At 65.6% G+C, this 18236-nt stretch carries 15 protein-coding genes; 6 read left to right on the plus strand and 9 right to left on the minus strand.

The window, feature by feature from the left end; all coding sequences use genetic code 11:
- Nucleotides 1–2 precede the first annotated feature (2 nt).
- The 3 genes from ACFWZ1_RS09350 to ACFWZ1_RS09360 are packed head-to-tail and all read right to left on the minus strand — an operon-like array spanning nt 3 to nt 3600.
- On the minus strand, nt 3–1184 hold the full coding sequence (locus ACFWZ1_RS09350; protein WP_439666209.1) for a restriction endonuclease subunit S: 1182 nt from the start codon (nt 1182–1184) through the stop codon (nt 3–5).
- On the minus strand, nt 1181–2665 hold the full coding sequence (locus ACFWZ1_RS09355; protein WP_439666210.1) for a type I restriction-modification system subunit M: 1485 nt from the start codon (nt 2663–2665) through the stop codon (nt 1181–1183). The genes ACFWZ1_RS09350 and ACFWZ1_RS09355 overlap by 4 nt, the downstream gene beginning before the upstream one ends.
- A 47-nt stretch (nt 2666–2712) precedes the next feature.
- Entirely contained in the window at nt 2713–3600 is an 888-nt protein-coding gene (locus ACFWZ1_RS09360; RefSeq protein WP_439666211.1) for a restriction endonuclease, read from the minus strand.
- A gap of 450 nt (nt 3601–4050) precedes the next feature.
- Here ACFWZ1_RS09360 and ACFWZ1_RS09365 point away from each other — a divergent pair, with 450 nt between their 5' ends.
- Nucleotides 4051–4479, plus strand: a complete 429-nt coding sequence (locus tag ACFWZ1_RS09365; protein WP_439666212.1) for a hypothetical protein — start codon at nt 4051–4053, stop codon at nt 4477–4479.
- Between the two features lie 30 nt (nt 4480–4509).
- Here ACFWZ1_RS09365 and ACFWZ1_RS09370 read toward each other — a convergent pair whose 3' ends face one another.
- The gene (locus ACFWZ1_RS09370) at nt 4510–5511 is read right to left on the minus strand and encodes a sensor histidine kinase (protein ID WP_439666213.1); all 1002 of its coding nucleotides are present in this window, start codon (nt 5509–5511) and stop codon (nt 4510–4512) included.
- Between the two features lie 347 nt (nt 5512–5858).
- On the opposite strand from ACFWZ1_RS09370, the gene ACFWZ1_RS09375 reads away from it, so the two are divergent.
- On the plus strand, nt 5859–7328 hold the full coding sequence (locus tag ACFWZ1_RS09375; protein WP_439666891.1) for an acetyl-CoA hydrolase/transferase family protein: 1470 nt from the start codon (nt 5859–5861) through the stop codon (nt 7326–7328).
- 107 nt (nt 7329–7435) lie between these two features.
- Here the strand turns inward: ACFWZ1_RS09375 and ACFWZ1_RS09380 are convergent, their stop codons facing one another.
- Together ACFWZ1_RS09380 and ACFWZ1_RS09385 are read right to left on the minus strand one after the other, a co-directional pair.
- Nucleotides 7436–9469 (minus strand): ATP-binding protein, encoded by a 2034-nt coding sequence (locus ACFWZ1_RS09380; RefSeq protein WP_439666214.1) that lies wholly within the window; start codon nt 9467–9469, stop codon nt 7436–7438.
- On the minus strand, nt 9466–10956 hold the full coding sequence (locus ACFWZ1_RS09385; protein WP_231325981.1) for an ATPase domain-containing protein: 1491 nt from the start codon (nt 10954–10956) through the stop codon (nt 9466–9468). The genes ACFWZ1_RS09380 and ACFWZ1_RS09385 overlap by 4 nt, the downstream gene beginning before the upstream one ends.
- A 220-nt stretch (nt 10957–11176) precedes the next feature.
- Between ACFWZ1_RS09385 and ACFWZ1_RS09390 the strand changes: the two genes are divergently transcribed.
- A complete protein-coding gene (locus tag ACFWZ1_RS09390) occupies nt 11177–12211 on the plus strand; it encodes an NADP-dependent oxidoreductase (RefSeq protein ID WP_439666215.1) in 1035 nt (344 codons plus the stop codon).
- A gap of 10 nt (nt 12212–12221) precedes the next feature.
- On the opposite strand, the gene ACFWZ1_RS09395 is transcribed toward ACFWZ1_RS09390, so the two are convergent.
- Nucleotides 12222–12995: a CPBP family intramembrane glutamic endopeptidase gene (locus tag ACFWZ1_RS09395; protein WP_439666216.1), complete on the minus strand. Its 774-nt coding sequence runs from the start codon at nt 12993–12995 to the stop codon at nt 12222–12224.
- Nucleotides 12996–13129: 134 nt separating this feature from the next.
- Between ACFWZ1_RS09395 and ACFWZ1_RS09400 the strand changes: the two genes are divergently transcribed.
- Nucleotides 13130–13930, plus strand: a complete 801-nt coding sequence (locus ACFWZ1_RS09400; protein ID WP_439666217.1) for a glucose 1-dehydrogenase — start codon at nt 13130–13132, stop codon at nt 13928–13930.
- 90 nt (nt 13931–14020) lie between these two features.
- Here the strand turns inward: ACFWZ1_RS09400 and ACFWZ1_RS09405 are convergent, their stop codons facing one another.
- Nucleotides 14021–15358 (minus strand): tyrosinase family protein, encoded by a 1338-nt coding sequence (locus ACFWZ1_RS09405; RefSeq protein ID WP_439666218.1) that lies wholly within the window; start codon nt 15356–15358, stop codon nt 14021–14023.
- A 490-nt stretch (nt 15359–15848) separates the two neighbouring features.
- Here ACFWZ1_RS09405 and ACFWZ1_RS09410 point away from each other — a divergent pair, with 490 nt between their 5' ends.
- Together ACFWZ1_RS09410 and ACFWZ1_RS09415 are read left to right on the plus strand one after the other, a co-directional pair.
- Entirely contained in the window at nt 15849–17255 is a 1407-nt protein-coding gene (locus ACFWZ1_RS09410; protein WP_439666219.1) for an RAD55 family ATPase, read from the plus strand.
- A gap of 1 nt (nt 17256) precedes the next feature.
- Complete coding sequence (locus ACFWZ1_RS09415) at nt 17257–17616, plus strand: response regulator (protein ID WP_231325794.1); 360 nt, start codon at nt 17257–17259, stop codon at nt 17614–17616.
- Nucleotides 17617–17623: 7 nt separating this feature from the next.
- On the opposite strand, the gene ACFWZ1_RS09420 is transcribed toward ACFWZ1_RS09415, so the two are convergent.
- Nucleotides 17624–18037, minus strand: coding sequence for a VOC family protein (locus ACFWZ1_RS09420; RefSeq protein WP_439666220.1), 414 nt, complete (start codon nt 18035–18037; stop codon nt 17624–17626).
- Nucleotides 18038–18236 lie beyond the last annotated feature (199 nt).

Below are 18236 nucleotides of genomic sequence, written 5' to 3' on the forward strand. Positions count from 1 at the left end.
GGTTAGAGCGTCCCTGCGAAGGCTCTTTGCTGAAGGCCAAAGAACAGCTTGTCTAAACCAAGGAAATCAAGATCGTTACTCCGCCTGAGGTTCTTGATCGACTCAATTCTCTGTAAATATTGACCCTGAACATCAACCGGAGGAACAAAAATTTGCAGCGACCTCAGGTCATCAAAATTTAGACCAGCCTTTACCGCCGAACGGTTCAATTTCTCGAACTGAATTTGCCCGCCAGGACCAGCGAGAAAGTGCGAAACGTAAGACGGGTCAATTCCAGAGAGTCGAAGAATGGCGATATGTTGATTAATGTGGGCCGCGCCAAGCCCCTCTGGCACCACTGCGGTCCGCCCAAGGTCGGCAGTAATGCTGACCAGCACGTCCCCCTCTTGTACAAGCGTTCTGCGGGCCTCCGCGGATTCAGGTGCACGAACAAATGCGCACTCCTCCATATCCAGTTCGCCGTTAACCAAATTTTGGATGCGGATGAATTTCGCACCCGAATCGGCATAGTACTTGGCCCAACCACGCGACCCGCTTGTGATGAAGGACGCGAAACTTCCTATCGAAGCCCTCGGCCAACCCTTCGGATTCGTCACTGGATCGCCGAACATGTCCAGGAATACGGACTGCAGCAGCTTACCGAGCTTTGCGATGGCTTCGCGGCGCTTGGCGCGCAGCGCGTCGGCCTTGTCCAGAATTGCCGCGATGCGGCGTTGCTCGGCCAGCGGCGGCAGCGGCACCACTACTTTCTTCAAGTTGCCCGCGGAAATGCTGGCCTGGTTGACCGACTTATTTGCGATCCGCTGGAACTTGGCTCTGCTCATGGGAGCACGCAAGACGTGCAACAGATAGCTGGGAAGTACCGCAGCTTGGTCAGGCCGAAGGTTAAGAAGATTCATCCCATGCACGAGCTGCCTCGGCCGACCTTCATAGATTGCCGTCTTTCCAAGGTGATCAAGGCTATTAATGTGACTGAAAAGTATGTCGCCAGTCTGGAGGAGGTGATCACCCGCTTCATCTTCTGTCACCCCGGCATAACCCACACGGTGCTCGTCGATTGACTCATTGGCGATGGTTTCTATGCGGGTAATCGGCAGGCCATCTACTTCCTTTGATTGCTGGATGGACTTTCCGTTACGTATAAAAACGCAAATATCCTCCAAGGTGGCAGTTCGCCAATTCACTTCAACATTCCCTCAAGCTCCTCCATCCCCCGCATGATCTCCCCCTCCAGCGCCTTCAGCTCGGCCAGGATCACCTGCGGTGAAGCGTGCTGCACTTCCTCGTACACCACCTGCTTGTAGCGGTTGATCGACAGGTCGTAATCGTTAGCGGCGATCTCGGCCTTGGGCACCAGGAAGCTCTGCTCGGTGCGGGCGCGTTTGGCTTCTTTGTCCCGATGCTGCCAGCGGGCTAGGAGGTCCGGCAGGTTGTTGGTCTCGTGCTTAGTCGGGTCCAGCGGATTGCGCTTGTCGTCCAGCGAGTAGCCGTCAGCCTGCATGTCGTAGAACCACACATGGTCGGTGCCGCCGGAGTTGGTCTTGGTGAACAGCAGGATGGCGGTGGACACGCCGGCGTAGGGGCGGAACACGCCCGAGGGCATGGAGACGATGCCGTCCAGCTTGTGCTCTTCCACCAGCAGGCGGCGCAGCGTCTTGTGCGCCTTGGAGGAGCCGAACAGCACGCCATCCGGCACGATCACCGCGGCCCGACCGCCGGCCTTCAGCAGGCGCAGGAACAGCGCCACGAACAGCAGCTCGGTCTTCTTGGTCTTGACGATGGCCTGCAGGTCCTTGGCGGTGCTCTGGTAGTCCAGGCTGCCAGCGAACGGCGGGTTGGCCAGGATCAGGCTGAACTGGTCCTCGACGCCGGCGTGGCTCTCGCTCAAGGAGTCGCGGTTCTCGATGGCCGGGTCTTCCACGCCATGCAGCAGCATGTTCATGGAGCCGACGCGCAGCATGGTGCTGTCGAAGTCGAAGCCGTGGAAGGTGTCGTGGTTGAAGCGCTTGAGCGTTTTCTTGTCTGCGTAGATTTCGTCGCGGTGGTGCTGGTCGAGGTATTCGGCCGCGGCCACCAGGAAGCCGGCCGTGCCGCAGGCGGGATCACAGATCACGTCGCTGGGCTTGGGCGCCATCATCTCCACCATCAGCTTGATGATGTGGCGTGGCGTGCGGAACTGGCCGTTCTGCCCGGCGCTGGCGATCTTGCCGAGCATGTACTCGTAGAGATCGCCCTTGGTGTCGCGATCCTCCATGGGGATGGCATCGAGCATGTCCACCACCTTGGCCAGCAGCGCCGGCGTGGGGATGGTGAAGCGCGCATCCTTCATGTGGGTGGCGTAGGTGGACTCGCCGTGCGTACCGCCCAGCTTCTTGATGAAGGGGAACACCTCTTCCGAGACTATGTAGTAGAGCAGCCCTGGGTCGCCGAGATCCTTGAGGTACGACCAGCGCAGCTTCTGCTGGTTGCGATTGAAGATGGGGTTCTCGATGGGCTGCTTGAGGCGATTGGCCTTCTTCTCGCGAGCCGTATGCAGCTCGTCCAGTCGTTTGATGAAGAGCAGGTAGGTCATCTGCTCGATGACCTCCATGGGGTTGGAAATGCCGCCGCTCCAGAACGCGTTCCAGATCTGGTCGACCTGGGATTTGATGGTGCCTGTGATCACGATGCTTACTGCCTCGATCGAATGGTTGTCGCCGCAAAGCGAAATCGTCAGTCTTCGCCAGCCAGGAACCAGACTGGCTTGAGCGGCAGCCGGCGACGCGCAGCGTCTTCCAGCTTGCTGTAGTGGCTCGTCCAGAGTTCCAGCAGCTTGGCGGTATCCAGCAAGGTGAGGCGCCGGTGCGACTGGCGCGCCTCCCATTCCGCATCCTTGGTGAAGCCGGAAAGCGCCACGAACAGGCCGACATCGCCCTCGCCAAGCACCGCCATGAAGCTCCGCAGACCGATCACGTCGATCTTGGGTGAGTTGGCGTTGCGCTTGACTTGGACCTTGATGCGTGGGGGCTTGGTGCCGAGCGGATCGTTATAGGCGACGAGGTCCACGCCCCCGTCCTTGCCCGGCGGCGCCACCCAGGCGATGTGGTAACCCATGGCCTTCAGCAGTTCGCCCACCAGCTCCTGAAAATCGTAGGGCGGCATCTCGGCCAGATAGTCCTCGATCTCTTTCCAGGCCATCTCCTCTGCTTGCTCGAGCGTGACAGCGGACGAGTTCTCGACCGCCTCGTCGTCCACCTGTTCTTCGATCGCGGCTGGTTGCCCTTTTCGCCATTTGCGGTAGAGCTTCTTGGCTTCGTCAAAGAACCGCGAGGCATCCGGGTAGGCCTGGGCCGCGGCCCGTCCCTCATCCGTGACCGTCCAGACCCCCTTGCGCTTCACGAGCCAGCCCGCCTTGACCGACGCGATGGTGTTGAAGCGAACGATGCGCTCGAAGCGCCGTCCCCCAGAATCGAAGTTTCCCGCTTCGTAATCAGTGGGCTTCATGCGCTCGGCGAGCACCTGCAACGCATCGGACGCATACATGCCCTCGGGCTGCTCCAGAAGGATGTCGAACAACGCACGAACGAGCTGGCCTTTCCTGGCCTTGGTGATGTCTGCCACGGTGATTCCCCTTGAGTCCTCGTCGCACTTTACGGCGCAGGCTTTGTCAGCTCAAACCTACGGCGGCTCGAGGCATAAGAGAGGGCCCCGAACGGCTGGGCGCCGCTCGACCTCGCTGCCCAAGATTCCACACTGCGGGACTCTCGTTTCCCGATAGCCCCGAGCTCGCACCCAACACTTGCCCAGGGGCGGCGCAGGTGTTGCCTCGTCTTTCTCGGACGAAGCGGCGCCTGGTCCACGCTAGCACTTCCCCCATGGCTTGCTGGCGCGCAATGATCTGTCCGGTAATGAACTGGTGTACGCCGCCCACGCGTCAACCAATCGGATAAAGGACGCGCCGTGATATTTCGACGTTGGTTGGTAGGTCTTGTAGCAGCTTCCCTTTCGCTGTCAGCTTCGGCGCAGTTCTGGCACGACCGCTCGGGCAAACCCATTCCGGAGACGGAGGCGATGAAGTCGCGTGACGGTCTGGGCGCGGCGCTTCTGATCACGCCCGACAAGGACTGGCAGGCCAAGTGGAACACGGCGCCCGAGACCACACCTCACTTCGATCAGACGCGGGAGGTACGGCCGGGCGGTGCGCTGTTCATCCTTACGTTCGTGTCCAACGTGAAAGTGGATCCGGCCTCGGGGATGACCGACATCACCTGCGACTTTGCCGTGGTGCGGCCCGACGGAACGGATTCGGTCCGGCAGCAGGATCTGCCCTGCCTGAAGATCCGACCCGGCGATCCTGGCAACGTCTATTTGTCGAACGCGTCGATGACGTACACGGATGATCCGGGTGACCCGCGCGGGGTCTGGCAGGTCACCGTCACGGTGAAAGATCACGTCCGCAACATATCCATTCCCCTGCACAGTTCTTTTGTCGTGCACTAGCCGATCGGCGGCCAGCGTCGCCTGCAAGGATCAACCGTCAGTACTGACGGCCGTGAGCACTACCGCGGCAGGCTTGATCGGCAGCAACACCTTGACGCCATGTCCGTACTCGCGGGGCATCGCCTGGACCGTTCCGCCCAGGTGCGAGGCGAGTAGTTGCACGAGCCGTGTGCCCAGGCCGTCCTTCTTTGAAGGCGGGACGCCCACGCCATCGTCTTCCACACTCAGGACAACGCCTGCGGCGGTCAATTCCAACGTGATCTGCACGGTGCCGCCCTGCCCGTCCGGAAAGGCGTACTTGAAGGCGTTGGTGACAAGCTCGTTGGCGATCAGGCCGATGGACACGGCCACCGGCGCATCCACGAACATGGGAGTGGCCAGGACGCGCACGCGGATCGGGCGCACGTCGCGCAGAAGTTCGGCCAGGCCGTGGCCGAGCGCCCGCAGGTAGGCGGCCACTTCCACCTCGCCGTGCTTGCCGGATTTGCGCAGGCGCTCCTGGGCTTCGGCGATCACGCGCACGCGCGCCACCGCTGACTCGAGCGCCTCACGCGCATGCGCGTCGGTCTGGCGCATCGCCTGCAGGTTGAGCACCGAGGAGATCATCATCAGGTCGTTGCGGGTGCGGTGCGCCAGTTCGTCCAGCAGCAGCGAGGTTTCCGCCTCCGCGTCGAGCAGCTTGCAGACGGCCGAGCGCAGCGCTTCGATCAGCCACGCGGTGGCGCAGCCGACCGATACGTACAGGACGATGAAGAGCATCTCCGTCGGCTGCGGCGCGGATCCATCCCGCAGCAGGTCTATGACGTCGTCGCCAAGGGCGGCGCTGAGGAGCGTCGCGAAGAGCCCGGCGGGACGTCCGAAAAACAGCGCCGACACGAACACGACCGGCAGGAACGGCAAGTAGCGGTGCAGCGCGGGGCGATACATGTACTCGAACAGCAGGACCGCGAGCACCAGCCCGAGCGTCACGACGTAGCCCACGGCGGCCGGAGGCCGCTTGCGGGACAGTACCCTGACGATCAGGTTTTCCATGCGCCGCCACCTACGTCACGTCGCAAGGTATGTGACTTCAACGTTAGGCGTGCGCGCAGGATCCGTTAATAAATCGATAGAGCTCTCGGGCCGCCTTGTTACGGGTGGCAAGGTAGCGCCGGGTCCCGGTCACGCTGCCGTTCCGGTACCGCGCCAGTGTCGGGCCCAGGAGCGATCCGAACGCGTGCAAGATGTTCGTCACGCTCGCGACGGACCCTCGAATCCAGCGCACACATACCCGCCGCGGCGACGGGCGTAGCGTGCCCCTTCGTTTCAACAGCAGTTGCGAGGAGACGACGGTGAACGACGGACAGCGGATCCAGTGTGCGCGTCTGCGTGGGAAGGTGATGGGCGCCGACCAGGCGGCACGCTTCATCGCGCCGGGCAGCGCGGTGGGGATGAGCGGTTTCACCGGTTCGGGCTATCCCAAGGCGGTGCCGATGGCGCTGGCGGCGCGTATCGAGGCCGAACATGCGGCCGGACGGCCGTTCCGCGTCCGGGTGTGGACCGGGGCGTCGACCGGGCCGGAACTGGACGGCGCGCTGGCGCGGGCCGAAGGCATCGAGTTCCGCCTGCCCTACAACTCCGATCCGCTGGTGCGCGAGCAGATCAATTCCGGACGCATGGAGTATTTCGACCTGCACCTGAGCCAGGTCGCGCCAATGGCCTGGCAAGGGTTCCTGGGGCCACTGGACACGGCGGTGATCGAGGTCAGCGGCATCACGGCGGACGGGGCGCTGGTGCCCTCGTCCTCGGTCGGCAACAACAAGACCTGGATCGACCAGGCGCGCCAGGTGATCGTGGAGGTCAACCGCTGGCAGAGCGCGGCGCTCGATGGCATGCACGACATCTACTACGGGACCGCGCTGCCGCCCAACCGCGTACCCATTCCGATCGTCCGGCCGGGCGACCGCATCGGCGAGCCGTATCTGCGATGCGATCCGGACAGGGTGGTCGCCGTGGTGGAAACCGATGCGCCGGATCGCAACCTGCCCTTTCGGGCGCCGGACGCGGCTGCCCGCGCGATTGCCGGCCACCTGCTCGAATTCCTGCGCCACGAGGTTAAGGTCGGGCGGTTGCCTCCCGCGCTGCTGCCGATCCAGTCGGGCGTGGGCAACATTCCCAACGCGGTGCTGGGAGGCCTGCTGGACAGCCCGTTCGAGCGCATGAATGCCTATACCGAGGTGATCCAGGACGGCATGCTCGACCTGCTGGCGGCCGGCCGGCTGGGCGTGATCTCGGCAACCGGTTTCTCGCTCAGCCCGGAGGCGGCGGCCAGCTTCAACGCCAACGTGGCCCGCTATCGCGACCACATCCTGCTGCGGCCGCAGGAGATCAGCAATCACCCGGAGGTGATCCGCCGGCTCGGTTGCCTGGCGATGAACGGGCTGATCGAGGCGGACATCTACGGCGCGGTCAACTCCACCCACGTGATGGGCTCGCGCATCCAGAACGGCATCGGCGGCTCGGGCGACTTCGCACGCAACGCCTACATCTCGATCTTCATAACGCCTTCGACCGCCAAGGACGGGCGCATCTCCGCGATCGTGCCGCAGGCCAGCCACGTCGACCACATCCCGCAGGACGTGCAGGTGATCGTCACCGAGCAGGGGTTGGCCGACCTGCGCGGGCTCTCGCCCAAGCAGCGTGCGCGCTTGATCATCGACCGCTGTGCGCATCCCGACTATCGCCCCGCGCTGGCCGATTACTTCGAGCGCGCACGGGCGCATGCCTATGGACAGCAGTCACCCTCGCTGCTGACCGAGGCACTGTCCTGGCATCAGCGCTACCTGGACACCGGCAGCATGCGGGCCTAGCGCCAGCGCCCGCGAGGCCAGCACTCCGGCGCGCGTATCCCATGCCGGTGGGGTGGTCGCCGCGTAATATCCTCGAGTCCCCGGAGGAGGCCTACCGTTGGGAAGGATCACCCCTCCAGCGTACCGACCGTGATGGCGGCGGAGGCGGACGGCATGAGCTCCTCCAGCGCGGCCGCGATGTCGGCCTGGCGGAAAGGCTTGGCCAGGCGCGACAGCCCGCGGGTGTCGTCCGCATGACCGCTGTAGCCGGTGATGAGCAGGACGGGCAAGGCCGGTTGCACGCGGCGCAGTCGGCGCGCGAGTTCCGCGCCATCCATGCGCGGCATCTTGTAGTCGGTCACGACCACGTCGATCTGCAGACCATCCTGGAGTTTTTCGAGAGCTTCGCCAGCACCGCCGACCTCCACCACGCGGTGGCCGAGTTCGCGCAGCATCGCAGCCGTGCCATCGCGCACCAGCTGTTCGTCGTCGACGAGGAGCACATTGAGGGCACGAGTAGGCGTACGGAGTCGCTCCGGCTGCGTCTCGCGCCTGATCGATGCCGTGGCTCCCGACGCCTTGGGCAGCCACAACTCCACGCGAGTGCCCTTGCCGGGCGTACTGGAGATGGCAAAGTGCCCACCGAGCTGACCGGCCAGCCCGTGCACCATCGACAGGCCCAGGCCGGTGCCGCGGCCGGTTTCCTTGGTCGAGAAGAACGGCTCGATGGCACGCGCCAGGGTCTGCTGGTCCATGCCGGTGCCCGTATCGGTCACGGACACGCGCACGTATTCACGCTGGGGCAGTTCCGACTGTTCCGGGCCCGGCGCCACCACATCGGCCGCAATGGTGAGCGTGCCGCCCTTGGGCATGGCGTCGCGCGCGTTGACGCAGAGGTTGAGGAGCGCCAGCTCCAACTGGTTGGGATCGGCCACGGCCTGTGGCAGGTGGGACGGGCAGACCGTGTGCAATTCGATGGTCGATCCGACCGAACTCCTGATCAGGTCGTGCATGCCCTCCAGCAGCCTCTCCAGATCGACGGCCTGCGTCTGCAGGGTCTGGCGCCGCGCAAAACCCAGCAGCCGCTGCACCAGGGTCTTCGCACGCTCGGCCGATTGCAGGGCGCCGTCGATCAACCGGCCGGCACGAGCGTCCGCATCGGCGAAGCGACGCTGCAGCAGGTCCAGCGCGCCGGTGATCGGCATCAAGAGATTGTTGAAGTCGTGCGCGACGCCGCCGGTGAGCTGGCCGATGGTTTCAAGCTTCTGCGCCTCGTGCAGCTTGACCAGCGCTTCCTGGCGGGCGGCGGTTTCTTCGCGCACGCGCTGCTCGAGTGTCGCGGTGAGCTCGCGAAGGGAGTGCTCCGTCGCCCGCTGCTCGGTCACGTCGGTATGCACGCCGACCCATTCGTGGATCACGCCTTCGCGGTCGAATGTCGGGATCGCCCTTACGCTGAATGTCCGCCAGTCTCCATTGCGCACGCGCACGCGCTGTTCGCAACGGTAGGCCCGCTTTTCGGCGACCGCAGCCGCCCAGGCGCCGAGCGTCGGATGCACGTCGTCCGGGTGCAGGGCCGCGGCCCATCCGTTGCCGACATAATCGACCAACGTCTGCCCGGTCAACGCACTCCATCCTGGCTGGTCACCCACCATCTCGCCTTGCGCATTGGTGGTCCACAGCACTCCCTGCACCGCCTGGATCGCCGCGCGGAAGCGTTGCTCGCTCTCGTACAGAGCGGTCAGGCGCTCCCGCGCCTCGTACTGCCGGCGCCGGCCGCGCAGGGCGGCCTGCGCGAGGCTGACCAGCGTGGTCGGGTGGAACGGCCGCTCCAGGAACGTGACGTTACCCAGCACGGTAAGCAGCCGGCCGGCCGCCGGGTTGCGCTCGATGCCGCCGCGGCTGGTCACCAGGATGAAAGGAAAATCGGACCATTGCGGCTGCGCCTCGAGCCACGCGGAGAGCGCATGCAGGTCGCCTTCGAGCAGGCTCTCCTCGGTCACCAGCGCGGTGCCGGCACCCGCGGCCATGCCCTCCACCAGCGTCTCCAGCGACGCGCAGGAAAGCCAGCGCAACCCGGCTTCGGCCACGATGGCTCCGGCGACCTGTGCGTCGCGTCCCCGCGGCGCCAGGATCAGGATGCGTTCGGAAAGATGCGGGATCACGACGGGTCCGGCATCAGCCGCCGCTCGGGCTCGGCGCCGGTCATGCTCGGCACGCCGCGCAACACGCCCTGGAACTGGGTCAACGGTTCGCCCAGCTGGAGGCCGCCAGGTCCGAGGCGGTATTCGCGGATGGTGTCCTCGTGCGCGCTCGCGCGCTTCTTCACCACCGAGATTGCGCGGCGCACCCGCCCGGCGGCCTCGAAATAGCGCAGCAGCACGACCGTATCGGCCAGGTAGGTGACGTCCACGGGGGACTTCATGTCGCCGACCAGTCCGTGCTGGGCCACGGTGAGGTACGCCGTGGCCCCGCGCCGGTTGAGGTATTGCAGAAGCTCGTGGACGTGAAGCACCAGCGCCTGCTCTTGCGGCATCGCGGCCTGGTAGCCGTTGAGGCTGTCGATGGCCACGGTGCGCACGCCGGCATCCACGTGGTGGCGCACGCGCGCGGAGAACTCGCCCGGCGTCATCTGCGCCGCGTCCACCTGCTCGACCACCAGTTGGCCGGCATCGATCATGCGCTGCATGTCTATCCCCAGGCCGAGCGCCCGCTGGACCAGCAAGGGCCGTTCCTCGTCGAAGATGAACATGGCGGCGCGCTCGCCCCGCTCGACGGCTCCGACAAGGAGGGTCAGCGTAAGCAGCGACTTTCCGGTTCCCGCCGGCCCCAGCACCAGCACGCTCGATCCGCGCTCGATGCCTCCCCCGAGCAGCGCGTTGAGCCCGGGCACCGGGGAAGGCACCACGTCCCGAGAAAAACCTTCACCGTGTTCGCTGGAGACTAGCCGCGGATAGACCTGCACGCCGCCGGAACGGATCACGAAATCGTGGTGACCGCCGCGGAACTGGCGGCCCCGGTACTTGAGGACACGCAAGCGACGGCGCTCGGCACCGTAGTCCGGCGAAAGCTCTTCCAGGCGCAGGACGCCGTGCGCGACGCTGTGTACCGTCTTGTCGTTGCTCTCGCTGGTGAGGTCGTCCAGCATCAGCACGGTGGCCTTGGCCTGGGCGAAGTAATGCTTGAGCGTCAGTATCTGGCGCCGATAGCGCAGCGAGCCCTGAGCAAGCAGGCGGATTTCCGAGAGGCTGTCGATCACCACCCGGTCCGGATTGATCCGTTCGAACACTTCGAAGATCCGGCTGGTGGTTTCGCCAAGCTCCAGGTCGGAGGAATACAGCAGGCTTTGCTGCTGTGCTTCGTCCAAGAGGTTTTCCGGCGGCACGAGTTCGAAGACGTCCACGCCGTCGATCGACCATCCGTGCGATTTGGCGGTGGCGCGCAACTCGTCCTCGGTTTCGGACATGGTCACGTAGAGCACCCGCTCCCCGGCATCCCTGCCCGCCAGCAGGAACTGGAGACCGATGGTGGTCTTGCCCGTACCCGGGCTGCCCTCGAGCAGGAACAGCCGGCCTCTCGAGAGGCCGCCATTCAAGACATCGTCGAGGCCCGTTACTCCCACGGATAACTGTTCTGTCAAACGACCCTCCAGGACGTAAACCCGAAAAAAGAAACCAAAGTCATACCACAGGCAGGCTGCAGGTGAAGCAAAGGCGCCGCACGCCTGCTGGGGCCCGTGTCCGATGGCTCGAAACGTTGCCAGCGACCGGCCTGTCTTCCACGCGGAGGCCACGGCGCATGGCCCATGGTTGCCCGCGAACCGCGATTTTCACACACGCTTCCGGCACGACAAGCCGTGACAAGGCATCCCCATGGCTACCCTTTCCAGCGCCAATCGCCAGATCACCCTCGCCTCCCGCCCGGTCGGCGCGCCGACCGCCAGCGATTTCGGACTGATTGAGCAGCCGGTGAGCGCTCCCGGCGACGGCCAGGTGCTGTTACGCAATCTTTACCTCTCGCTCGATCCCTACATGCGCGGGCGCATGAGCGATGCGGAGTCGTACGCCACGCCGTTGGCGGTGGGCGACGTGATGGTCGGCGGCACCGTCGCGCGGGTGGCGTCCTCCCGGCATCCGGACTGGCGGGCCGGCGACCTCGTGCTGGCCTACGGCGGCTGGCAGGACTACGCGCTGTCGGACGGCCGGGACTTGAATCGGCTGGACCCGGGCATGGCGCATCCCTCGCTGGCGCTGGGCGTGCTGGGCATGCCAGGGTTCACCGCGTACATGGGGTTGCTGGACATCGGCCAGCCCAAGCCCGGCGAGACGGTGGTGGTGGCCGCGGCCAGCGGTGCGGTGGGCTCCGTGGTGGGGCAGATCGCAAAACTCAAGGGTTGCCATGTCGTAGGTATCGCCGGCGGCAACGAGAAGTGCGGCTACGTGGTGGACGAGCTGGGCTTCGACGCCTGCGCAGACCACCACGCCGAGGGTTTCCCACAGCAGCTGGAGGCCGCCTGCCGCCAGGGTATCGACGTCTATTTCGAAAGCGTGGGCGGCGCGGTGTTCGACGCGGTGCTGCCGCTGCTCAACACCAAGGCGCGCGTGCCGCTGTGCGGGCTGATCGCGCAATACAACGATACCGAGCTGCCTCCCGGCCCCGACCGGCTGGGTCTGCTCATGCGCACGCTGCTGACCAAGCGCATCAGGATGCAGGGCTTCATCATCTTCGACGACTACGGGTCACGCTTCGGCGAGTTCCTGGCGGCCATGGGCGAATGGGTCCGGCAGGGGAAGATCAAGTACCGCGAGGATGTGGTCGAAGGCCTGGAGAACGCGCCGCGTGCCTTCATCGGCATGCTCGAGGGCCGGAACTTCGGCAAGCTGGTGGTACGCATCGCCGAGGAATAAGCGTGGGCGGTCAGCGCGTGGTTGGCTGCGTCCCGGCCCGTCGCACCGCCAGCATCACCAGCGGGAACATCAGCGCGGTGATTGCCATGGCGGCGTAGTCGAACCGCGCGCCTTCGATGACATGCTCCAGCCGGGGTACGCCCCGGCCGTCGAAACCCGACATGAAGCGGTAGCAGACATTGCTGCCCCAATGGATGCCGATGCTCATCCACAGCGTGCCGGTCTTGAGCACGGTCCAGGCAAGCGAGAGGCCGAGGATGGCCGAGAACAGCAGGTTGCCCGGGTCGATGCCCTCGTTCCAGCTGTCGTCCAGCGCATAGACCAGCACGGTGAGCGGTACGTACCAGCGCATGAACCCGAAACGACGGCAGAAGGCCAGGCCGTAACCGCGGATCATCAGGTCGTTGATCGCCGAAGCGAAGAACATGGCGAACAGGGCCTGGCCCAACAGCGGCAGCGCGAAGCCGATATCGCGCCAGCCCACCACCTCGAATTTGCCCATGGCGAGGAGGACCAGGTTCTTCAGCGCCCAGATGCCGAAGCCGATGGCGAAACCGGTCCACAGCCAGCGCGACCAACCGCCCGGCCGGCCCAGGCCCAGCGGCTCGGCACGGGTGATTCCCAGCCCATGGCGGCACACGACGAAGACGAGCACGAAGAAGCCCGCGACGTACGCCAGCCACACCGGCACCGCCACGCCGACCAGCCGGGGCACCAGGTTGACGTACAGGTCCAGCGCAACGAAACCCAGCAACCAGGCAAGGATGGCGAGGGGTTGTCTCATCGGGGTATCCGCAGCGGCATGCCGCTCACTCGCGGCGGCGCATGGTAATACGCCGACGGGCGCAAGCGACGCCCGCATCACGAGTGCGGATACAGGCTCGGGCCTTCACTCATCCGCTGATCTGCAGGTTCCTCATGACCCAGGCTCCCGCCATCCACGACTACGACGCACGGCCGCTCAGCGAACGCGTGGTGCTGGTCACCGGCGGCGCCCAAGGCATCGGGCGCGGCATCGCCCAGGCGGTGCTGGGTGCGGGCGGCCGGGTGATGATCGGTGACCTGGACAAGGAGGCCGGCCTCGCCTGCCTGGCCGAATGGGACGTCGGCGCGCGCGCTGCCTTCACGTTGCTGGACGTGGCGCGCGAGGCCAGCGTTCAGCGCTGGGTGCAGGCGGCGCTCTCGCGGTTCGGACGCATCGACGGCCTGGTCAACAATGCCGGCATCGCCGATCCGCATCGCGCGCCGCTCGCATCGCTGTCGCTGGCGGACTGGAACCGCTACCTCGCCACCAACCTCACCGGCACCTTCCTCTGCAGCAAGCACGCCCTGCCCGCGCTGGCCGAAGCCACCGGCGCGATCGTCAACATCGCCTCGACCCGCGCGCTGCAATCCGAACCGGACACCGAGGCCTACGCCGCGAGCAAGGGCGGCATGCTGGCCTTCACCCATGCGTTGGCGGTCAGCGCCGGGCCATCGGTACGGGTGAACGCGATCCTGCCGGGGTGGATCGCCACGGACGCGTGGCAGAAGCCCGCCGAGCGCCACGCGCCGAGGCTCAGCCGCAAGGACCATACGCAGCACCCTGCCGGCCGCGTGGGCACGCCGAGGGATATCGGCGCGCTGGCGGTCTACCTGTTGTCCGCGCAATCGGCGTTTGTCACCGGCCAGCACTTCGTGATCGACGGTGGCATGACGATCAAGATGCAGTACGCCTGACGTGCGCGACGGGCGCCGCACTTGGCGGCGTCCCTCGCGAGCAGCCCTCGTGGTCCGGATTGCGCGCCGGGTCACCGGCGCGCCACGCGGTCACATCGAGGGGTCGGCTTCGACACGGAACCCGTCGACCTTCATCACCACGCCTTTCGTCGGGTGCCGGCTGCCATCGACACGCACGAAGGACACGCTGAGCTTGTCCAGGTTGTCCGGCCAGATCCTCTGCAGCACCTCGGTCGCCGGGAAGACCAGCCGCACGCCGTGGCCGTGCGATGTCGCCGTGCCAGCCATGTCCGACATGCCATGCATGCCCTTCATGCTCGCCTTCATCTGCGCCACGCTGATCTCGAAAGCGCCCACCGAACCCAGCAGATAGGCGCCGGCGGCCTGGCCGGTACCAGGCTGCGCGGGCAGGTTGAGATAGACGTTGTAGAAGTAACCGCCCTTGTGGCCAAGGCCGGTCAGGTGCACACCATCGAGGACCACGCGCACCGGGCCGTTCTCCGTGGAACCGGCGGTCGGCCGCAGCATGAGCGAACGCACGCGGGCGGCATCGGTCGCACCGAGCGCCACGTCGACATTCAGGGACTGCTCGTCGAGCGACAGCGCGCGCGACTTGCCGAACGGCACGCTCACGCGGGTGGCAGGACGCAGCGGCGCGCCACTGGTGGCCATCGCACTGGCGGCCATCACGGAGCTGCTGGACTGGCTGGGCATGGTTTCGTTGTCATATTGGTAACCGAGGTAGCTGGTGGTATCCGCGGTCCACACCCGCGGCATGCCGTCCACGGCCGGCCCGTAATAGAGGTCGCCCGACCAGTAGGTATTGGTCGTCAGGGGCTCCTTGCGCCCGCCGCCGGCCTTGAGCCAGGCGACCCAGAGGCGATCGATGTTCGCGTGGTGGACCCAGAACACCGGATCCCTGGGCGAGATCCTGATCGAGGCCATCGAGCCGCCGATCAGGTTGTGGACCAGGTTGTGCGGGCGCGACTCCACGATGGTCTCGAACGCGTGCGACTTGCCCCGCTGGAAGCGGATGACGGTATCGGCGAAGGCGTCGTAACTGAGCGCACCGGTGACGTCGGTGCCGGTGCGGTCGCTGCGGTACAGCGGCGAGGAAGGATCCAGGAACTCCGGCGGGATGCTCGGCGAGTCGTAGTAGTTCCAGTACGGCAGCACTAAGCTGGAATCTCCGGAAATCTCCTTCAGCTTCGCTTCGAAGCGATGGAGGAAACCGCGATGCCACGCCAGGAAGTACGACACGCCGTGAGGGCAATTGGCACGATGCGTCTCGACCCAATACGCCCAGCTGTTCGGGTTGGTGCTGTCCTTGACGGCCTTCATCGCGGCGACCGCGTTGTAGAAGGACTGCAGCTGGGGAGTGAGGCAGAACACCGGCCAGCTGGGCCGCACGCTCAGGGTGGTGGACATGGCCACGCGTGGCAACAGCGGGACCAGTGCCAGCGAAAGCGAAGACTGAAGAAAACGCCTTCTGGAAATCATGATCTTCTCCGTGGAGACCTAAGGACCTCGCGCCCGGCCGGCGCAACATCCAGGTCGGCCGAACGGTCGTGGGACGAGGCCCATGACACGCAATCAACGTCTGTGCTTCGGGCGTGAGGCACGCAAAAACGGCAGCCGGGCATCTGCGCCGCACACTGCCGTTTCCTCATCGCCCGGGCTCCTGCCTTTGGGGGCCCGCGCAGTGAATAGCTGGACGCGTCAATGGGCAGTCAACGGGACTGCCGAACCCGCCCGGCGCGGGATCAGCACGGCATGCGGGCACGGCCGGAATGCCGCGATCCGAGCGCGGCCGGAGCGGTGCTTGCCCAAGAAACCTCGCCTGCGGCTACCATGCACAGTTCGTCTACACCGGCACGCCACGTACGGTTCCCCGGGCAGGCACATAGTGGAGCGGATAGTGATCGAAAAATTCTCGACCGGCATCGAGGGGCTGGACCAGCTGACCGATGGCGGTTTTCTCCGCGGCTCGGCCTACATCGTCCAGGGGCCGCCCGGAGCGGGCAAAACGATCCTGGCCAACCAGTTCTGCTACGCCCACGTGCGCGCAGGCGGACGTGCGCTCTATATGACGCTGCTGGCCGAATCGAGCTCGCGGATGCTCGCCTACGTCAGCCAGATGGACTTTTTCGAGGGCAGCGCGCTGCCCGACGCGATGCAGTACATCAGCGGATATGGCGTGCTCGAGCGCGAAGGCCTGCCCGGACTGCTCAAGCTGGTCCAGCACGAGCTCAAGCGACACCGCGCCACCGCGATGGTGCTCGATGGCACGTTCGTGGCGCAGTCGGTCGCCTCGGAACAGGAGTTCCGCGCGTTCATCCATGCATTGCAGGGCGTGGCGGGAATGGCCGACGCCGTGCTGGTCATGCTCACCCACCAGAACCGCGATTCCAGCTGTCCCGAACACACCATGGTGGACGGCTGGATCGAGCTGAGCGACGAGACGCAAGGTTTTCGCGCCTACCGCACGATCCAGGTCAGGAAACACCGCGGCGCGGCAATTCTCCCGGGCAAGCACCGCGTGCGCATCACAGGGGAAGGCGTGGCGGTGTTCCCGCGCGTCGAAAGCGCATTGGAAGCGGCGCCCGCCGCCCGTGCCGAGGCCCATCGCGTGACCTCCGGGCACGAAGGGCTGGACACGCTCCTGCAAGGTGGCCTGCCGGCCGGTTCGGCCACGTTGCTGGTGGGACCCACGGGTGCGGGCAAGACCACGCTCGGCTTGCACTACCTCTCGTTGTCCAGTGCGCAGGAGCCGGGGTTGATGTTCGGCTTTTACGAAACGCCCGCGCACCTGCTCCAGAAGGCGCGCAGCATCGGCCTCGACCTGGACACGCCGCTCGGCGACGGAACGCTGGAAATTTCATGGCTGCCGCCGGCGGAGAACATCGTCGACGAACTGGTGCGCGACATCGTCAGCCGCGCCCGCGCGCGCAAGGCCAAGCGCGTCTTCGTCGACGGCCTGGTGGCGATCCGCGACAGCCTGGTGATTCCCGAGCGCATGCCCTACGTGATCAACGCGCTGAGCATGCAATTGGGCGCGATCGGCGCGAGCGTCGTCTACACCTCGGAGATCCCGGAGCTGCAACTGGACCAGGCGATGATGCCCAGCGACGAGTTGTCGGCGATGGTCGACAACGTGCTCCTGCTCAACACCGGGCGGCGCGGGCATGCGTTCCGGCGCTACCTCTCGGTGATCAAGCTGCGCGACAGCGATTTCGACCCGCGCACGCACGAGTTCCACGTCAATGCCCGCGGCATCGCCTTCGGACCGGACCCCAGGGTTGCCGAGTCCCGGGAAGCAGGCTGACATGCTGCGCGTACTTCTGGTCGAGGACGAACCCGACGTCTCCCTGGTAGCCGCCACCGTGCTGGAGGAGGCGGGCTACCACGTGACCGTCGCCTCCGACGGATGCGAGGGCCTGGAGATCGCGCTGCAGGAACTGCCCGAGCTCGTCGTCACCGACTTCATGATGCCGTGCCTGAGCGGTTTGGAGATGATCGAGCGCCTGCGCGGGGCCGGCTACGAGCATCCGATCATCCTCACCACGGCCATCCCTGAAGAGCATCTTCCCCGCCAACCGGGCTACGACGCCTACCTGGCCAAGCCCTATGGCACGCGCGCGCTGCTGACGCTGGTCGAAGCCTTCCGCGTGCAGCTGGGCCGCTAGCGGTCCGCTAGTCGCAATTGACCATCCAGGCGATGCCGTAGCGATCGGTGAGCATGCCGAAGCGGGCCGCGAAGAAGGTCGGCCCGATCGGCATCTCGATGCGCCCGCCTTCGGCCAGATCGGCGAACACGCGCTCGGCCTCTTCCACCGTCGGCGCAGCGAAAGCGAGCGAGAACCCGCGCGGCGCTTCGCTGGGCATGTCCGGCATGCCGTCGGAGGCCAGCATCAGCGGTTGGCCTTCGCTGCCAAGGCTGGCGTGCATGATCTTCTGGTCCCAGCCCGCGGGTGCGTTGGCCGCCATCGGCGAACCGGCGAAGCGGTGCAACTCGAGAAACCCGACGCCGCCGCCGAGGCAGGCGGCGTAGAAGGACAGCGCTTCCTCGCAACTGCCGTTGAAGTAAATGTAGGGGAGCAATGCCATGTTCCTGGCCTCGGGCGGAAAGGCAGAGCGTAAGCCGGGCGCGCGCCGTCGAGCCAGTGCATCGATCTCAGCAGCGCGCCCTGTGCGCGACTCTTTCGCGGGCCGGGCATGGCGGTCGCGCACGAATGCGCTCCTGCAAGGGTCGACGGGACAATGGGCGATCCAGTGCATCCAGATTGAGGAGCGCATCGGTTCACGG

The organism is Frateuria sp. GZRe14 (genome assembly GCF_051900395.1).
In the GTDB taxonomy this organism is placed as follows: Bacteria; Pseudomonadota; Gammaproteobacteria; order Xanthomonadales; family Rhodanobacteraceae; genus Frateuria_A; species Frateuria_A edaphi.